Raw genomic sequence first — 17,247 nt, 5'->3', positions numbered from 1 at the left:
CGCAGGAGGAATCAGCGGTATTTGGTTGGTTTTTTCTGCGTTTTTGCTGTCATGTACCCGGAAAAAACGGTCAGCGGCAGGAGAATTCGGGTGCCATGAAAAAAAGATGAACATGGATAGATACATTTTGGCGAATTTGTGTACACACCTGTCCGAACTTGGGAGTGGCAAAGTGTATACGAGATGAGTAAAATATAGACTGAGAAAAATTTTTACCAAGAACAAGCATAGATGGAGGAAATTATGAAAAAAAGAGGAAAGATTCTGGCGCTGGCTGCGATTGTAGTTGTTGGCGCTGTCGTTTTGTCCCGATGCGGTCATAAGAATACGGCGGTGGAATATGAATCCCGTCCAACCGTAAGAGTAGAAAATCCGGTTCGTCAGGACATCAGCTTGTACACGGATCTGACCGGACTGGTAGAGCCGCAGTCCCGCGCGAGCGTCATGCCGAAGATGAGCGGCGAGGTGCTGGAGGTTTACTTCCAGGCGGGTGATACGGTCCAGGCAGGGCAGGCGCTGTGCAAGATCGATTCCGACGCGTTGACAGCGTTAAAGCTACAGGTGGATGCGGCTTCCGTTGCCTTAAAGAATGCGGACAGCAATTTAAGCCGTACCCAGGCGCTCTTTGCTGATGGTTTTGTCTCCCAGGAGGCGATGGAGCAGGCACAAAACAGCGCACAGAATGCGAAGATTTCCTATGAATCTGCGAAGAACCAGTACGATCTGCAGGTGAAATACACGACCGTGACGGCGCCGATCGACGGTGTGATCGAGTCCCGGAGCGTCGAGCCGCATGATCATGTATCTCCGGCAGGCGAGATCTGCACGATCTCCGGTGCCAGCCAGTTACAGGTTAAATTCGGCATCACCGAGAAGATCCACCAGACGATGGAGTTGGGCGACAGCGTGACGCTGGAGAAAAATGGTGCGGATTACACCGGTACTGTAACCGAAATCGGATCTATGGTCAACGAGAGCAGCGGCCTTTATGACGCGCGTGCGATGGTGCCGGATGCAGCAGGTCTTACGAATGGTTCTCGCGTAAAAATGACGGTTATCATGGACCATGTCAGCCAGGTGCTGACCGTTCCGGTCGATGCAGTCAGCTATGACAACGGTGCCCCGTTTGTATATCTCTATGAGGATGGAAAAGCGGAGAAGACCGAGATCGAAGCAGGTATCTATGACGATGAAAATATGGAAGTAAAATCGGGTCTGACGAGTGACAGCCAGGTCATCGTGAGCTGGAGCAACGAGCTGGTGGATCAGGGAGAAGTCCTGTTAGCACAGGATACCGATGGCGCGCAGACAGACGGAAACAATGAGACAGCAGCGGAGACGACAGAGGCAGGTGACAAAGAATGATTCGACTGACAAAACTCGCACTGCGGCGTCCGGTTACCATCATTCTCTGTCTGATTACCATCGCGTACTTCGGCCTTCAGTCCGTCATGGGCATGAAGCTGGAACTGACGCCAGAGATGGAGATGCCGATGTTAATCATCGCTACGGTGTATCCGGGAGCCAGCCCGGAGGACGTAACCGATCTGGTTACCAAGAAAGAAGAAGATGCGATCACATCATTGGACTCGGTCGATAAGGTACAGTCCATTTCCCGTGAAAATGTATCGATCGTCATTGTCCAGTATGAGTACGGTACCAACATGGATACCGCATACATTAACCTGAAAAAGGCGATAGATGGCATTCAGAGCGATCTGCCGGACGATGCCAACGATCCGAATATCATGGAGCTGGATATCAACTCGATGGCGACGGTTACGCTGGCAGTCAGCGGCGACGCTGATCAGAACCTTTATACATATGTAGATGACAAAATTGTTCCTGAGTTTGAGAAATTAAGCTCGGTCGGCGAGGTTTCGATTGCCGGCGGTCAGGATAGCTACACCCGCGTGGAACTGATTCCGGAAAAACTGGCACAGTACCACCTGAATATGAATACGGTTGCACAGTTAGTCGGTGCCGCCGATTTCACGATCCCGGCGGGCGATGTCCGGGTTGGAAAACAGGATCTCGACGTCAGTGTCGGCAACGAATTTAAGAGCACGGAAAGTCTGAAAAATGTCGTACTTCCGCTGGCAAACGGTGAGACGATCCATCTTTCTGATATCGCAAATGTCTATGAGGCGCTGGAGGATGCAAGCTCGATCGGACGTTACAATGGCGAAGATGTTATCTCCCTGGGAATCAAAAAACAGCAGAGTTCCACCGCGATCGAGGTTTCCAACCAGGTAACCAAGAAGGTGCAGGAAATTGAAAAGCAGTATCCGGGTCTTAAAATCACCGTGGTAGATGATGCCAGTGACACGCTGAAACAGTCTTTAAGCAGCGTAATCCAGACCCTGATCCTGGCGATCATCCTGTCCATGATCATTCTGTTCTTATTCTATGGCGATTTGCGTGCGTCGGTCATCGTAGGTACGTCCATTCCGATCTCCGTTGTATTGGCGATCATTTGTATGGCGGCGATGGGATTCTCAATGAATATTATTTCCCTGACGTCGCTCGTTCTCGGTGTAGGTATGATGGTTGATAACTCGATCAACGTCCTCGACGGATGTTTCCGGGCAAAGGAAAAACTGGATTTCTATGATGCGGCGCTGGAAGGTACGCGCACGATGATCGGCTCGATCACCGGCGGTACGCTGACAACCTGTGTTGTATTTATTCCGCTTCTGATGTTAAATGGTATGTCTGGACAGCTCTTTACACAGCTCGGGTACACGATCATTTTCTGTATGACGGCTTCCTTATTCTCAGCAGTCATCATCGTGCCGCTCTGCTATATGTTCTGGCATCCGGTTGAGAAGGATCATGCGCCGGCAGGACGTATAATCAAAGGCATCCAGGGCTGGTATCGCAAGCATATGCCGCATGTCATCAAGCGCTATGCGCTTGTATTCGGAACGACTGCAGTGCTGGTTGTCCTGTCCATCCTCATGGCGTCCAGACTGAACCTGGAGCTGATGTCTTCGATCGATGAAGGTATCGTCACGATGACGATCAAGACGAAACCGGGTTATTCGGTATCGGCGATCCGTGACACTGTGCTCGATCTGGAAAATATGGTAGAGACAGACGAGGATGTGGATCATTACCTGATGACATATGGAAACAGTGGTGTCAGCATGACTTCCGGAAGTGATGTGACGCTGAATGCCTACTTAAAAGATAAGAGAAAACTTTCCACGGACGAGGTTATCGAGAAGTGGAGATATGCGACACAGAACTACGTTGATGCGACCATTACCTTGGAACAGGGCAGCAGCAGTATGAGCAGCAGCATGAGCAGCGGTGATTCAATTGAGGTGGATCTGCAGAGTACCGATTACGACACCCTAAAGAAGGCAGCGGATGATCTGGTAACTGAGCTTCGCAAGCGCGAGGATGTTATGCAGGTACATTCTTCTGTTGAGAATGCGGCGCCGGTTATCAAGGTAAATGTGGATCCGGTTAAGGCAGAGGCAGAGGGACTGACCCCGGCCAGCATCGGTTCGATGGTATACAGTAATTTAAGCGGTGTGAAAGCGGCGACGATCTCCGTCAACGGCAATGATCAGGACGTGAAGGTAGAATTTGCGCCGGATCGCTACGATTCCATCGCGAAACTGCAGGGCATGATGATCACGACGGCGACGGGTAATACGCTTCCGCTGGAGGATCTGGCAGAGATCTACTACCAGGATAGCCCACAGGAGATTTCACGAAAAGAGAAACAGTACCAGGTATCGATCACGATGCAGGCACAGGCAGATTATAAGAAGACGGCTGAAAAAGATGTCAAGAGCTTCGTGCAGAACTGGGAATTCCCGTACGGCGTTGAGATGGCGACCAATAGCCTGGATGAGTCGATGGGCGAGGAGCTTTCCGCGTTGGGAATGGCGCTTGTCACAGCGATCTTTCTGATTTTCATTGTCATGGCGATCCAGTTTGAGTCCCCGAAATTCTCCCTGATGGTTATGGCAACGATCCCGTTCAGTTTGATCGGTTCCTTTGGATTCCTGTTTCTGGCGGACTGCCCGATCAGTATGAACTCCATGCTTGGTTTCCTGATGCTGGTCGGTACGGTTGTAAACAACGGTATTTTATACGTGGATACGGTGAACCAGCTGCGGATGGAGATGCCGTTAGACGAGGCGCTGGTAGAAGCCGGTGCGATCCGTGTACGCCCAATCTGCATGACGACACTGACGACCATCATTGCGATGATCCCGAACTGTCTGGCATTTGGTAAGGCGGGCAAGATGATGCAGGGCTTAGCGCTTGTAAACGTCGGCGGTCTGGTTGCGGCGACGATCCTGACGCTGGTACTGCTTCCGTCCTTCTACCGGGTGGTTTATAACATGGGAAAAGGCAAAGAAGATGAGTATGATAAGCTGGACTGCGACTAAGGAAAAGCAGGTTAAGCAGTGAATCTGTCAGGCGGCGGACCCGGGGCGGGGAAGCTGCCTGTACGGATAGAAAAAGGGGGAGAAGAAGATGCCGTCGGAACGATTTAAGCGATTGCCGGAGGAAAAACAGAAGAAAATCCGGGACGCGTGTATGGCTGAATATACGCGGACAACGATAGAAAAAGCATCGCTCAACCGTATGATAGAAGATGCCGGGATCTCCCGGGGCAGTTTTTATACGTATTTTGACAGTAAATGGGATGTTTTAGGATATCTGTGTGAGAGTTTTATCAATGAATTTTATGAGTGCGGCGTGCGCTGCCTTGAAGAGGCGCAGGGGGACATCTGGGAGATGTTAGGGCAGTTTTTAAACGGTTCGCTTGCCCTGTGCCGCGATGAGAGACGCACCGATTTCATCCGCAACATCATGGAGTGCAGCAGCCGCGAGGCGCTGATCTTTGATATATTCAGCTCCGATCCGGACAGTCCACGCGCCGTGCGTGGACGGAAGCTGGAACGTGCCGCCTATGAGTCGTGCGTGGGAAAATCCTTGCGGAAGATGGGCTGGGAGGAATATATGAGTTTTTTCCGCATGGCGATGATGGCGATCGCGATGGAGATCAAGAGCTTTCACGACGGAGTTCCGGAAAACCGTATCCGGGAACGGTTTGCCCTGACACTCGGCATCCTGAAACGGGGCGCTGGGATAGAATCGGGAGCGGGCGCGCAGAGCGCCGAAAGGAAATGAAGATGAGTAAGATGAAGAAAAACAGGAAAAAACTGTTTGCCATTCTTTTACAGGCGGCGTTAGTCAGCACGGCTATGACGATGCCGGCATATGCGGCTAAAACGCCGGGGATCGGCTCAGATGCGCTGGTTGGCGACGATGCGACCGGTCCGGTGCTGACGGGCGGCAATACCGAGGTGGAGGAGGAAACTTCCCCGTACACCAAAGAACAGCTAGAGGATGGGACGCTGGAATATGGCGAGATCGCATGGCGAATCGAGGGGTACAACAGCACGTACTTAAACCTGCGTTCCCAGCTCTACAGCCAGACGACCAGCCAGTCGGCGGGAACTGCCCTGGCGGCAGAGGCGAGCGCCCTCATGGAAGATGCGATGGACCTGAAGTCCGACGATATGGATGCGGAGACGAGAGAGCTGTTTGAGGGCTACAAGGCGGCAGCGAGAGAGCTGCGCAAACAGGGGGCAAAGCTTACGAACAAGGAGCTTTCCGGCACCTATGCCCGGACCCTGCGTCAGACAAAGAATAAGTTAGTCAAGGCGGTGCAGAACTTGCTCATCCAGTATGAGGAACTGCTCCCGCAGGTGGAAACAGCGAAAAAGAATGTGGAAATGTGCCAGGTAAATGCCGATGCCGCACAGAAGATGCAGGCGCTCGGCCGTGCTTCCGCGCAGGAGGTCCTGACGGCGCAGAAGGCGCTGCAACAGGCCAATTCCAGCGCCCAGCAGGCAGAAAACGGGGCATTGCAGCTCAAACAGAATATTTTAATGCTACTTGGATTTGGCGCGGATGCGCCGGTAACCTTTGCGGATGTGCCGGTTCCGGATGCGTCCCGGATCGCGGCAATGGATCTGGGTACCGATACACAGGCGGCAGTCAGTGCGAATTATGATCTGATGTCGGTACGTGCAAATAAGGCAACGGGTTCTTCCAACCGTACGGTCAAAAAAAGAAACGTTGCTTATACCGAGGATTCGGTGGCGATCACAATCCAGAACCTCTATGCGGCGGTAGTATCCAAGAAGCAGGCGTATGACAGTGCAGCAGCCGGATATCAGGCGGCCGCGCAGAGTTACGAGGCGGCAAAGCGCCAGAACGCACTGGGAATGCTCTCAAGAGCCAATTATTTGGGGCTTGAGTGTTCCTGGCTCAGCAGCGTGGCATCGTATAAGACCGCCGAGCTGGAATATACCAAAGCGGTGGAAAATTATGAGTGGGCAGTTAGAGGCCTGATTGTAAGCAAGTAGTTCGTCAGGAATTTGCCGTATTTAAATGCGAAGCCACGGCAAATTCCGTTACTGGACACGTATGCGTGAACCGTAACGTGAATGGGAACAGAAAGGAAGTAGGAACCGGAAATGAAACATAGAAGAAGGAAAACGGCGCTTCTGAGCGCAGCGGCAGCAGCGGTTCTGGCATTGCAGGGATCATTTGCGGCGCTGGCTGCCAGCCCGCAGTTCGCCTACGATGCGGATACATGGGCGAAGCTTCAGGACAATGTGATGGAATACAGCGAGCTGCCGTATCTGGTACAGGAGTACAACCCGACGTATTTAAACAACCAGACAACCTATCAGGCAGGACGCGATACAAAGAATGCGAAGGAAGTGCAGGATAAGCAGTACAATCAGGCAAATGACCTGTATGACAGCGCGGATAACCTGCGGGATCAGGCAGACCAGATTGAGGATTATCTGGCAGTGCCGGGCATGGCAAGTGCGTATGCCAGCCTGATGTCTGCATCGGTGATGGTCGAGCAGAATGCATTAAAAACGCAGCAGTCGGCCGATTCCTCCTACCGCGACAGCGAGATGGACCGTCTGGACTATATGAACAGCCAGGATGCGGTCGTGGTACAGGTAGAGGCAGCGTTTGCGGCGTATAATCAGGTCAAAAAGACAATTCCGCTGATGGAGAAATCGCTGGAACTGCAGGAACTGACACTGCAGATGACTCAGAAACGCCAGCAGCTCGGTCAGGCGACCCAGATTGATGTGTTAAATGCACAGAAATCGCTGCAGTCGCTTCAATCCACATTGACACAGACGAAAGCGGGGCTTCAGACCCAGCACCAGCAGCTCTGCGTCCAGACCGGCTGGACCTATGACGCGGAACCGGATATCCAGGATCTGCCGCAGGCGGATCTTGGACGGATCGCGGCAATGAACCTGGCGGCGGACACACAGACGGCGCTCCAACAGAACCTGTCCTTACAGTCCAATAAGCGCGGCTATGCCAATATGGCAGAAGGTTCAGCTGATAAGAAAAACATGGACCGCACCATCAAGAACCAGGAGCAGACGATCCGCTCCAGTATGCAGACACTCTACAACGACATCATGCAGAAGCAGACAGCCCTGCAGCTTGCCGATGCGTCTCTGGCAGCAGAGACGCAGGCGATGAATGCGATGCAGAAGAAGCTGGAGCTTGGCATGACGACCCAGATGGAGTACAAGAGCGAGGAAGTCTCCGTACTGGAAAAGCAGATCGATAAGGAGACAGCTAACATGAACCTGCAGCAGGCGATCGAGACGTATGAGTGGGCGCTGAAAGGTTACATGAAGTAGGGACAGAAGTTAAGTTTCTGGCACTTCCTCTGCGCGGGGGTTAACGTGGCGCTGGAGGAGCTGTGTATATCGAAAATGATATAATAAAATATTTATAAAACAAGAGGCAAAAAGCGGCGTTTTCTTTCGAATCGCCGCTTTTTTTGGGGAAAAAATAGGTGCATATTGTATGGATTTAACAAAAAATAGCCACAAACTACAGAATACTACCGATTCGGACTGGAAAATACTGGGTTAATAAAAAAATACTTTTGACAATTAACGCAGCATATGAGAAAATAAAAAAGATACTTTCAGTAAGGAGAGAAAATAAGATATGAACAAATCACAACAAAACAAAATCAAGTGGTATATGCTTTCCTTTATGTGTTTCTCCACCCTCTGGGGATTTGGAAACGTTTTAAATGGTTTCGTATACTTCAATGGAACACAGGTTATCTTCTCCTGGATTCTGATGTTCGCACTGTACTTTGTACCGTACGCACTGATGGTCGGAGAGCTTGGTTCCGCATTTAAGAATTCGGGCGGCGGTGTCAGCTCCTGGATTCATGAGACAACCGGCGCGAAGGCTGCATACTACGCAGGTTGGACCTACTGGGCTTGCCATGTCACCTACATCGCATCGAAGGGATCCGGCGGTCTGAAAGCGCTGAGTTGGATGATTTTCCAGAACGCAGAGAAGTATGCGTCCTTTAACACGAAAGCGGTTCAGTTAGTTACCTTTGCGGTACTGCTGTTCTTCTGCTGGGTTGCAAGCCGCGGCTTAAACCCGTTAAAGAAACTGGCTACCCTGGCGGGAACCAGTATGTTTGTCATGAGTATCCTGTACATTCTGCTGATGTTTGCTGCACCGGTCATCAATCCGAACGGTGGTTACCTGTCGGTGGATTTCAGCTTGAAAAACCTGATTCCGCATTTTGATTGGAAGTATTTCAGCAGCTTGTCCATCCTTGTATTTGCAGTCGGCGGCTGTGAGAAGATCTCCCCATATGTAAACAAGGTAGAGGATCCGTCCAAGGGATTCCCGAAGAGTATGATTTTTGCAGCGATCATGGTAATCGTCTGCGCGATCTTCGGTACAATCGCGATGGGTATGATGTTCGATGTATCCTTGGTTGAGGCTAATTTTGACTCTTACAATGCGAATGGACAGTACTGGGCATTCCAGAAACTGGGTGAGTATTACGGCGTTGGAAACCTGATTATGATCATTTATGCAGCCTGCAACGCGATCGGCCAGTTCTCGACGCTGGTAGTCAGCATCGATGCACCGCTTCGTATGCTGCTTGACAACGAGGATGCGCGTCAGTTCATCCCGACCAAGCTCTTAAAGAAAAACAAATTTGGCGCTTACGTCAATGGTATCTGGATGGTAGTCATCCTGTCCGGTTCCATCATTCTGGCTCAGGTTTTGGTTCCGAATGCGGATACGGTTCTGCGCCAGCTGACACAGCTTAATTCGGTTACCATGCCGATGCGTTATCTGTGGGTATTCTTTGCGTACTTCATGCTTCGCAAACATTCAGATAAGTTTGAGCGCGAGTATCGTTTTGTGAAGAACAACGGAGTGGCACTGGGCTTTGGCGCATGGTGCTTTATCCTGACCGCAGCCTGCTGCTTATTAGGTATGTACAAACAGGGTGATCTGTACACAACCATGCTGAATGTCATCACACCAGTCGTTCTGGTAGCACTGGGACTGATTTTACCGGCGATTAAGAAGAGAGAAGGGAAGTCTGCATGATGAATGCTGCGAAGGAATTATTGACTTTTATTGAGAACAGCCCGAGTATGTTTCATTCGATTGAGACGATCAAGGGAATGCTGGATGAGGCAGGTTTTACCTATCTGCCGGAGAGAACCCGCTGGGACGTGAAACAGGGAGGAACGTATTACACGATCCGCAACCATTCCAGTATCATTGCGTTCCGCGTCGGAAAGGAACTGGGCGATTACCATTTCCAGATGTGCGCCTCCCACAGTGATTCACCGACTTACAAGATCAAGAATGTACCGGAGTTAAATGGTCCGGGCGAGTATCTGCGTCTCGATGTAGAAGCATACGGCGGCATGATCGACAGCACCTGGTTTGACCGCCCTCTGACTGTCGCAGGCCGTGTGCTGGTAAAGGACGGTCAGGGCGTGAGCGCGAGACTTCTGTACATCGATAAAGATCTGTTCATCATTCCGAACGTAGCGATTCATTTCAACCGTGAGGTGAACAATGGATACAAATACAACCGCCAGGTTGATTTATGCCCGCTGTTTTCTGCCGGAGCGCTGAAAAAGGGCGCGTTTGACGCGATGATCGCAAAAGAGCTTGGCGTGGCCGTGGAAGATATTTTAGGCAAAGATCTCTTCCTTGTAAACCGTCAGCCGGGTACGATCTGGGGTTATGCGGACGAGTTCGTTTCCAGCCCGAAACTGGACGACTTACAGTGCGCTTACGTTTCCCTGAAAGCATTTCTGGCGGCGAAGAATGAGCGCGATGTCAGCGTATATTGCTGCTTCGACAATGAGGAGGTTGGTTCCAATACGAAGCAGGGTGCGATGTCCACCTTCTTACAGGATGTCCTGCACCGCATCAACGGTGCGCTTGGCAAGACGCCGGAGGACTACTATCAGGCAGTTGCCGGTTCTTTCCTCGTAAGCTGTGACAACGCACACGCCGTTCACCCGAACCACGGGGAGAAAACGGATGCGGTCAACTGCTCCTGGATGAACAAAGGTATCGTCATCAAGGAGAGCGCGAACCAGAAATACACCACGGACGCATTCAGCCGTGCGGTATTTACGAATGTCTGCAATGAGGCAGGTGTTCCGGTTCAGGTGTTTGCAAACCGCAGTGATATTTTAGGCGGTTCCACCCTTGGAAACCTTTCCAACACGCAGGTCAGCGTCCATGCCGTCGATATCGGTCTGCCGCAGCTTGCGATGCATTCCTGCTACGAAACGGCAGGTGTGAAGGACGTTGAGTACGCAATCCGCGCACTGACGAAATTCTACCAGACCACTCTTCAGATTGAAGGGGCAGAGCGGGTTTGCTTTGAGTAAATATAGTTAAAAGAACAGCCGCTTCGCGAAGGATGAAATGAATCGCGGGGCGGCTGTTTTTGATAGAATGAAAATGGTTAGAAAACGGAAAAACGGTAAATCCAGCAGCGCTGAAACGTTTTGTTTTGATGTTTAATTCGCGAAAATTATTTCCGCAGCAGCTCCGGCGCCATCTCCTGAAACAGCTTCGCGAGCGCCATCGCCGCCCGCGAGCGGTATTTTCCAGCGGGCCAGGCGAGCGCCAGATCGAGGAAAATACCATCTTTCCCGATCCGCAGATAGCGGAACTCATCCCGCATGATGCGGCAGGAACAGTAGGTAAACGCGAGTCCGACCCCCTCCCGCGCCATCGCCGCAGCAAAGGAGGCGGAGAGGTAGGTGTCGAGTCCCAGCGGTTCCACGCCAGCCTCGCGCAGGGAGCGGCGGCCAGTCCGTCCGAGGACGGTGCTGGGCGGTCCCAGAATATACTCAAATGGTGCGGTGTCCTTTAGGTCAATCCACATCTGTTCCGGCTCCGATTCACATGGCTTCGCAAACGCCATGACCGGGTGGTCGGCGGTGGTGGCGATCATGATCTCATCCCGCATCAGGAAATCCACACCGTGTTTGATCCGAACCGGCGGCGCGGCGATCAGCGCCAGATCTAAAAGCCCCTCTAAAATCTTATTTTCCAGATCAATACTGTCCATCTCACAGATCTCCACATGAACCCGTGGATACAGGGCATGGAATTTTTTCAGGACCGGCGGCAGCAGGTAGGTTCCCCGGTAGGTACTGATGCCGAAGATGACAGTGCCGCCCTTTAAATTTTCAATATCCGAAGCCTCGCTGCGTGCCTCCTGGTACTGCTGTAAAATCTGTCTGGCATGGAAAATAAATGCCTCCCCGGCAGAGGTTGGACGGACCCCGCGGGCAGTACGGACGAAAATCGGCGTCCCCAGATCCTGTTCAAACAGGCGGACCGCCTGGCTTAAGCTCGACTGCGCCATAAACAGTTTTTCAGCCGCGCGGGAGATGCTTCCCTCGTTGGCGACGGTTACGATATAGTCTAGTTCCTTTAAATCCATGAAAATCTCCCTTACGAGGTATCGAAATTTCCGATATCTGGTATAACAAATCTTGCCTTTCTCCTATAACAAAAATAGTATAAGATAAAAACAAGCAAAAATCAATGGCAGAGACTGAAGCAGCGGCTGGAAAATCGAATAGGAATCCGGCGAGGGAACGCAGCTTTGAAAAAGTCTCTGTGGACGATTATAAATAGGAGGAATAAGCAAGATGAAACAGGATTTAATGAAGGGTGTTATCGACATGCACGTTCACACGAATCCGGATCTGCGTCTGCGGGCGTATGATGATTTCGAACTGATGGAGGCGGCGATCCGGGTTGGGGCACGCGCTATCGTCATCAAGACGCATCAGGGAACCACGATGGATCGGGCGTATCTGTGCAACCGCCACAACGAAATTGTACACGGGGAAACGAACAATTTTACGATGTTTGGCAGTATTACCTTAAATAAGGTAGTCGGCGGCATCAATCCGAAGGCAGTCGATGTGGCGCTTCGTCTGGGTGCTAAGGTAGTATGGCTTCCGACCCAGTCGGCAAAAAACCATATGCAGAAGATGAATCAGGATCTGAGCCAGTGCGTGGAAGTGGTGAAAGATGGTAAAATTGTACCGGAGCTGCGTTCAGTGTTGGAGCTGATTCGTGACCACAACGCTGTACTGGGAACCGCACATATTGCACCGGAGGAGATTTTCACTGTTGTGGAAGCTGCCCGGGATATGGGAGTAAAAAACATCGTTGTAACCCATCCGGAATGGTGGATTGTAGGCATGAGCCATGAGGATCAGCTTCGTCTGGTAAAGGATTATGACGTTATCTTAGAGCGCTGCTATGCACAGAACATGGGTGGCGGAAAGTACAAGAGCAATCTGGCAGATAACCTGGAGCTTATCAAAGAGGTTGGCTATAAAAATGTCATGGTTGATACCGATGGCGGTCAGACAGAAAATCCGCATTGGGAGCTGGCACTGGCGGAATATATGCAGTATCTGGTAGATCATGGAATTCCGGAGGAGCAGGTGTACCATATGACACACACTATTCCGGCAAAACTGTTGGGCATCGAAGAATAGGGGGACGCATCACATGTTAAGTGCAGTTTTGGTGGCATCCATTGCGGTTGCCGTTATATTGGGATATAAAACGAAAATCAATACGGGATTTTTCTGTATTGCCTTTGCATATTTGATTGGTTGTTTTGGCATGGGATTAAAAACAAAAGAACTGATTGGCTTCTGGCCGGTCAGCACCATGTTCGTCATCCTGTCAGTATCACTGTTTTACAACTTTGCAGCTGTGAATGGAACCCTTGAAAAAATGTCGGCCAGTCTTCTCTATATGTGCCGTAAATTTCCGGGTATGCTTCCCTTTGCATTATTTTTTGTAGCAGTTGTACTTTCTGTTATGGGTGCTGCATACTTTACCGTTCTGGCATTCCTGGCACCGATTACCATCCTTATCTGTGAGGAAGCAAAGATGGACAAGCTGACTGGTGCGGTGGCGATCAACTGCGGTGCACTGGCAGGCGGAAACTTCCCCACAGCTTCGCTGGGCGTCGTATTCCGCGGTCTGATTGATACTGCTTATGAAGCAGAACCGGCATTTGAAGCAACGAATTCCTTTGTAGATGAAATGAAAATTTTTGGTTTCGCGATTGTATTTTCCCTGATTCTGATTGCAATTTTCCGCTTCGGTTTCAAGAGCAACCGCGGTATCGGAAAAGGCGTAACGTTCAATCGCCCGGAGCCGTTTGACAAGAAGCAGAAAACAACCCTGCATTTAATGATTCTGATGATGGTAATTGTCCTGGTATTCCCGCTCTTAAAGATGGCAGTTCCTGGTAATGAACTGATTGGAAAAATTGCTGGAAAGGTTGATGTAGGACTGGTGGCATTCTGCTTTACCATCATTGCACTGCTCTTTGACCTGGCACCGCAGAAGGAAGTGATTGCACGTGTTCCGTGGAACACCATCCTCATGATTGCCGGAGCCGGTATGCTTATCGCCGTTGCAGTTCAGGCCGGTACCATTGATGCATTATCCGCATGGATTGGCTCTAACGTTCCGACAGCCCTGATTCCGCTGGCATTCAGCTTTGTAGGTGCATTTATGAGTTTCTTCAGCTCTACAACAGGTGTTGTAGCACCGGCCCTGTTCCCGCTGATTCCGGGACTTGCGGCAGCAACCGGATTAAATCCGGCAGCACTCTTTGCCTGCACGATTCTTGGTGCACAGAGCAGTGCGATCAGCCCGTTCTCATCCGGCGGCAGCCTGATTCTTGGTTCCTGCGGAAACGAGGAAGACCGAAATCACTTATTCAACCGTCTTCTCTTTGTAGCAGTACCTATCAGCGTTATCTGCTGTGCGGTATATAACCTGATTGTAGCAGTTGTTCTGTAAGGGAAATTTGATTAAGAAGTTGTTTGTTCGAAAAGCTGTCAGCCTGTTCTGGCAGCTTTCGATGAAATATGAAGATTGGAAGTAACTGTTCAGTAGGTCTGCGCATTTACTGCGCGTGACTGTGAAGGTACTGAACAGTTACGATTTGGAAAATCAAGAAGGAGGATAAAGAAATGAGTCATAAAATTACAGTATTTCGCGGCGATGGTATCGGACCGGAGCTGGTTGATAATGTATTAAAAATCTTAAAAGCGGCAGATGCTCAGCTGGAATATGAAATTTTCAATGTTGGTGAGGATGAGTGGAAACGCAATGGTGCCTTGATTCCGGAGGAAGCATATGCTTCCTTCGAGCGCACCAAAGTACTCTTAAAATCCCCGATTACGACTCCGGTTGGAAAGGGCTTCCGCTCTTTGAATGTAACACTCCGCGGACAGTATGACCTGTATGCCAATATCCGCCCGGTTAAGTCCAACGCAGCAGTGAAAACGCCATTTAAGAATGTGGATATCGTGATTTTCCGCGAGAATACAGAAGGACTTTATGTCGGTGTGGAGGAGCAGGTAAATCCGGATACGGTTCATGCAATTAAGATTGTCACAAGACAGGCCAGCGAGCGCATTATCCGCGATGCATTTGAGTATGCGAAAAAGAACGGACGGAAGAAAGTAACCTGTATTCATAAGGCAAATATCTTGAAAATGTCCGATGGCATGTTCCTTTCCATCTTTAAGGAGATCGCAAAGGAATATCCGGAGATTGAAGGCGATGATAAAATCATCGACAATACCTGCATGCAGCTTGTTATGAACCCGAATCAGTTTGACGTTATGGTAATGCAGAACCTGTACGGAGATATTCTTTCTGACCTGTGCAGTGGTCTGATCGGTGGACTGGGACTCGTTCCATCCAGCAATATCGGTTCTGACTATGCGATGTTCGAGGCCGTACACGGCAGCGCACCGGATATTGCAGGTAAGCACCTGGCAAACCCGACCGCATTCCTGTGGTCTGCCTGCATGATGTTAGAGTATCTCGGTGAAAATGAGACAGCCGGACGCATCCGCAAGGCAGTCGATGAGGTACTGGCAGAAGGCAAGCACCTGACAAGAGATCTGCATGGAACTGCAACCACCGAGGAATATGTGGACGCAGTGATTGCGAGACTGTAAGAATTTAATAAGTGAAGATGTAAGAAGGGGCTGTTGCACAAACCGTGCAGCAGCTCCTTTTGGCTATAAAATAGGGTTATCGGCCAGCATATTTGTAAATGCGACAGACGCCCTATTTGTGTATAAAAACAGATGCCAGCATTATTTACCTATCCCCTTTACCATACACCGTTTCTTGAAGAAAGAAATTCCATAACAGAAAATTTCATCATAATTTCCCTCAAATTCTTTTGCATACATGCGTTCATCGATCTGGCGCAGGGCATTGTCACAGTCATCGCTGAGTTTTTTCAATGTTTTCGAATATTTCGCCTCAAAAATCGCCATTCGTCCACCGTGCAGATCATATACAATCACATCGCTTCGTCCTTCACCGTGTTCACGGTTTGATTCTACGACATATCCGGCTCCGGCAAAAATTCCGGCTAAAAAGGCGTGATAAAAATCTTCTTTATAATCATGGTAGCTGATTGTCATACGCAGCAGGGCATTCATCTCCTGTGTGAGCAGGTCGGTGTTGCCGTGCCATACAGCACAAAATAATTGTTCCCGATTCCAGGTTTGGGCGCTGTCGTTAAACCATTTTAGAATGGTACTTTCGAAGATTTCCCGGATTTCGGCATTCGGAATCATCAGGGCAGTTAAACCATCAGGAAGATTATCGATGCGAGCCTGTGTCAGGTAGCCGGTGAGATACAGGATACTCCACAGATTATCTTCGGAGGAATGGAGGTAATCATATGTCAGATTTTCCTCCACATGCTGGAGAATATAACCGCCAGACAAAAGAGTCTCCAGTTTCATTGTGATATTGCTTCCGGCATAGTCGATGAAAGAACGGATGATTGCATTATCACTGGTATTCTTCCAGTAGCCGATGGGTTTAGCCTGTGGCTTTTTCTGGCAGTCGAGGAGGTAATTCATCACATCCCATGGACAATAGACATCCGAAGCACCGAAGTGATAACCGTCGTACCAGTCTTTGATTTGAGATGCTCGTTCAATCATGCCGGCATCTGAAAGAAGTTTCTTCATATCGACCTGGGTAAATCCAAAATATTCATCCAGTGACGAAGATGAGATTGTATCAGAAACAAAGTTGTTGGTTCCTGTAAAGATACTTTCCTTTGCGATTTTCAGACAGCCGGTAATGGTGGCAAAACGCAGGGTACTGTTATCTTTCAGTGCTGTACTCATGAGAGATTTCATCAGTTCCAGCATCTGGGGATAATAACCATTTGCGCTGGCTTTGGCAAGCGGTACATCATATTCATCCAGAAGCAGAATGACGGGCTTCTGGAAATGTGCCTGCATCATACGCATCAAGAGCAGAATGCTGGTTTTTAACATAGTATCCGTCGGTTTTCCATCGACAATATCGGCAAGCTGTATAAACTCTTTCCGATCATTTTCATTAACCGAAGGGCTGTCTGCCAGATAGCTGTGTTCATTGCAGAGACGGGCAATCTGGGAGCGGAGCATATCCCTGGCAGAAGCATAATCCAGTCCGTCTACATCCTTAAAGGTCAGAAAGAGCGTTGGAAATTGATTCATCCATGCCTGGCATAGATCTGGACGAGATTCGATTTGAAGTCCGGTAAAAAGATTCTGGCTTTTTTTTCGAATATCAAAAAAATTGGCAAGCATACTCATCGCCAGTGTTTTTCCAAAACGACGCGGGCGGGTAATCAGGGTGACTTCCGAGTTATTCGTCAGAAGATCAGCGATCAGCCCGCTTTTGTCAATATAATAATAGCCGTTTTCGCGCAGCTTTTTAAAATCAGAAATACCAACAGGGATTTTTAAGGGTGTCATCGACGATGCTCCT

The 17,247-nt window shown here is 49.8% G+C and carries 12 protein-coding genes; 10 read left to right on the top strand and 2 right to left on the bottom strand.

What is annotated here, in order from left to right; translation table 11 throughout:
* Positions 1 to 243 precede the first annotated feature (243 nt).
* The 7 genes from C7U56_RS14025 to C7U56_RS13995 all read left to right on the top strand — a co-directional run bounded on the left by C7U56_RS14025 (position 244) and on the right by C7U56_RS13995 (position 10,778).
* Positions 244 to 1,365: an efflux RND transporter periplasmic adaptor subunit gene (locus C7U56_RS14025; protein ID WP_227589701.1), complete on the top strand. Its 1,122-nt coding sequence runs from the start codon at positions 244 to 246 to the stop codon at positions 1,363 to 1,365.
* Complete coding sequence (locus tag C7U56_RS14020) at positions 1,362 to 4,412, top strand: efflux RND transporter permease subunit (protein ID WP_107001739.1); 3,051 nt, start codon at positions 1,362 to 1,364, stop codon at positions 4,410 to 4,412. Before C7U56_RS14025 ends, C7U56_RS14020 begins: the two co-directional genes overlap by 4 nt.
* Before the next feature lie 88 nt (positions 4,413 to 4,500).
* Positions 4,501 to 5,160, top strand: a complete 660-nt coding sequence (locus tag C7U56_RS14015; RefSeq protein WP_107001738.1) for a TetR/AcrR family transcriptional regulator — start codon at positions 4,501 to 4,503, stop codon at positions 5,158 to 5,160.
* Between the two features lie 2 nt (positions 5,161 to 5,162).
* Positions 5,163 to 6,404: a TolC family protein gene (locus C7U56_RS14010; RefSeq protein WP_181357260.1), complete on the top strand. Its 1,242-nt coding sequence runs from the start codon at positions 5,163 to 5,165 to the stop codon at positions 6,402 to 6,404.
* 111 nt (positions 6,405 to 6,515) lie between these two features.
* On the top strand, positions 6,516 to 7,724 hold the full coding sequence (locus C7U56_RS14005) for a TolC family protein (RefSeq protein ID WP_107001736.1): 1,209 nt from the start codon (positions 6,516 to 6,518) through the stop codon (positions 7,722 to 7,724).
* 316 nt (positions 7,725 to 8,040) lie between these two features.
* Positions 8,041 to 9,468, top strand: a complete 1,428-nt coding sequence (locus tag C7U56_RS14000; RefSeq protein WP_107001735.1) for an APC family permease — start codon at positions 8,041 to 8,043, stop codon at positions 9,466 to 9,468.
* The gene (locus tag C7U56_RS13995) at positions 9,468 to 10,778 is read left to right on the top strand and encodes a M18 family aminopeptidase (protein WP_107001783.1); all 1,311 of its coding nucleotides are present in this window, start codon (positions 9,468 to 9,470) and stop codon (positions 10,776 to 10,778) included. The genes C7U56_RS14000 and C7U56_RS13995 overlap by 1 nt, the downstream gene beginning before the upstream one ends.
* A gap of 146 nt (positions 10,779 to 10,924) precedes the next feature.
* Here the strand turns inward: C7U56_RS13995 and C7U56_RS13990 are convergent, their stop codons facing one another.
* Positions 10,925 to 11,845 (bottom strand): LysR family transcriptional regulator, encoded by a 921-nt coding sequence (locus tag C7U56_RS13990; protein WP_107001734.1) that lies wholly within the window; start codon positions 11,843 to 11,845, stop codon positions 10,925 to 10,927.
* A gap of 211 nt (positions 11,846 to 12,056) precedes the next feature.
* Here C7U56_RS13990 and C7U56_RS13985 point away from each other — a divergent pair, with 211 nt between their 5' ends.
* From C7U56_RS13985 to C7U56_RS13975, 3 genes are all read left to right on the top strand, one after another.
* Positions 12,057 to 12,920, top strand: coding sequence for a DUF6282 family protein (locus C7U56_RS13985; RefSeq protein ID WP_107001733.1), 864 nt, complete (start codon positions 12,057 to 12,059; stop codon positions 12,918 to 12,920).
* Between the two features lie 13 nt (positions 12,921 to 12,933).
* Positions 12,934 to 14,247: an SLC13 family permease gene (locus tag C7U56_RS13980; RefSeq protein WP_107001732.1), complete on the top strand. Its 1,314-nt coding sequence runs from the start codon at positions 12,934 to 12,936 to the stop codon at positions 14,245 to 14,247.
* Between the two features lie 173 nt (positions 14,248 to 14,420).
* A complete protein-coding gene (locus C7U56_RS13975) occupies positions 14,421 to 15,419 on the top strand; it encodes an isocitrate/isopropylmalate dehydrogenase family protein (protein WP_107001731.1) in 999 nt (332 codons plus the stop codon).
* Between the two features lie 141 nt (positions 15,420 to 15,560).
* On the opposite strand, the gene C7U56_RS13970 is transcribed toward C7U56_RS13975, so the two are convergent.
* On the bottom strand, positions 15,561 to 17,234 hold the full coding sequence (locus C7U56_RS13970) for an AAA family ATPase (RefSeq protein ID WP_107001730.1): 1,674 nt from the start codon (positions 17,232 to 17,234) through the stop codon (positions 15,561 to 15,563).
* Positions 17,235 to 17,247 lie beyond the last annotated feature (13 nt).

The sequence above is a fragment of the Clostridium fessum genome (genome assembly GCF_003024715.1).
GTDB classification, from domain to species: domain Bacteria; phylum Bacillota; class Clostridia; order Lachnospirales; family Lachnospiraceae; genus Otoolea; species Otoolea fessa.
Note: the sequence above shows the minus strand (reverse complement) of the source record. Positions and strands in the feature narration are given on the sequence as shown.

Excerpts from the sequence above, each read along its gene's own strand:
- C7U56_RS14005 (WP_107001736.1), top strand. The coding sequence starts at position 6,516 with ATGAAACATAGAAGAAGGAAAACGGCGCTTCTGAGCGCAGCGGCAGCA.
- C7U56_RS13970 (WP_107001730.1), bottom strand. The coding sequence starts at position 17,234 with ATGACACCCTTAAAAATCCCTGTTGGTATTTCTGATTTTAAAAAGCTG.
- C7U56_RS13985 (WP_107001733.1), top strand. The coding sequence starts at position 12,057 with ATGAAACAGGATTTAATGAAGGGTGTTATCGACATGCACGTTCACACG.
- C7U56_RS14020 (WP_107001739.1), top strand. The coding sequence starts at position 1,362 with ATGATTCGACTGACAAAACTCGCACTGCGGCGTCCGGTTACCATCATT.
- C7U56_RS13995 (WP_107001783.1), top strand. The coding sequence starts at position 9,468 with ATGAATGCTGCGAAGGAATTATTGACTTTTATTGAGAACAGCCCGAGT.
- C7U56_RS13990 (WP_107001734.1), bottom strand. The coding sequence starts at position 11,845 with ATGGATTTAAAGGAACTAGACTATATCGTAACCGTCGCCAACGAGGGA.
- C7U56_RS14025 (WP_227589701.1), top strand. The coding sequence starts at position 244 with ATGAAAAAAAGAGGAAAGATTCTGGCGCTGGCTGCGATTGTAGTTGTT.
- C7U56_RS13980 (WP_107001732.1), top strand. The coding sequence starts at position 12,934 with ATGTTAAGTGCAGTTTTGGTGGCATCCATTGCGGTTGCCGTTATATTG.
- C7U56_RS14010 (WP_181357260.1), top strand. The coding sequence starts at position 5,163 with ATGAGTAAGATGAAGAAAAACAGGAAAAAACTGTTTGCCATTCTTTTA.
- C7U56_RS13975 (WP_107001731.1), top strand. The coding sequence starts at position 14,421 with ATGAGTCATAAAATTACAGTATTTCGCGGCGATGGTATCGGACCGGAG.
- C7U56_RS14015 (WP_107001738.1), top strand. The coding sequence starts at position 4,501 with ATGCCGTCGGAACGATTTAAGCGATTGCCGGAGGAAAAACAGAAGAAA.
- C7U56_RS14000 (WP_107001735.1), top strand. The coding sequence starts at position 8,041 with ATGAACAAATCACAACAAAACAAAATCAAGTGGTATATGCTTTCCTTT.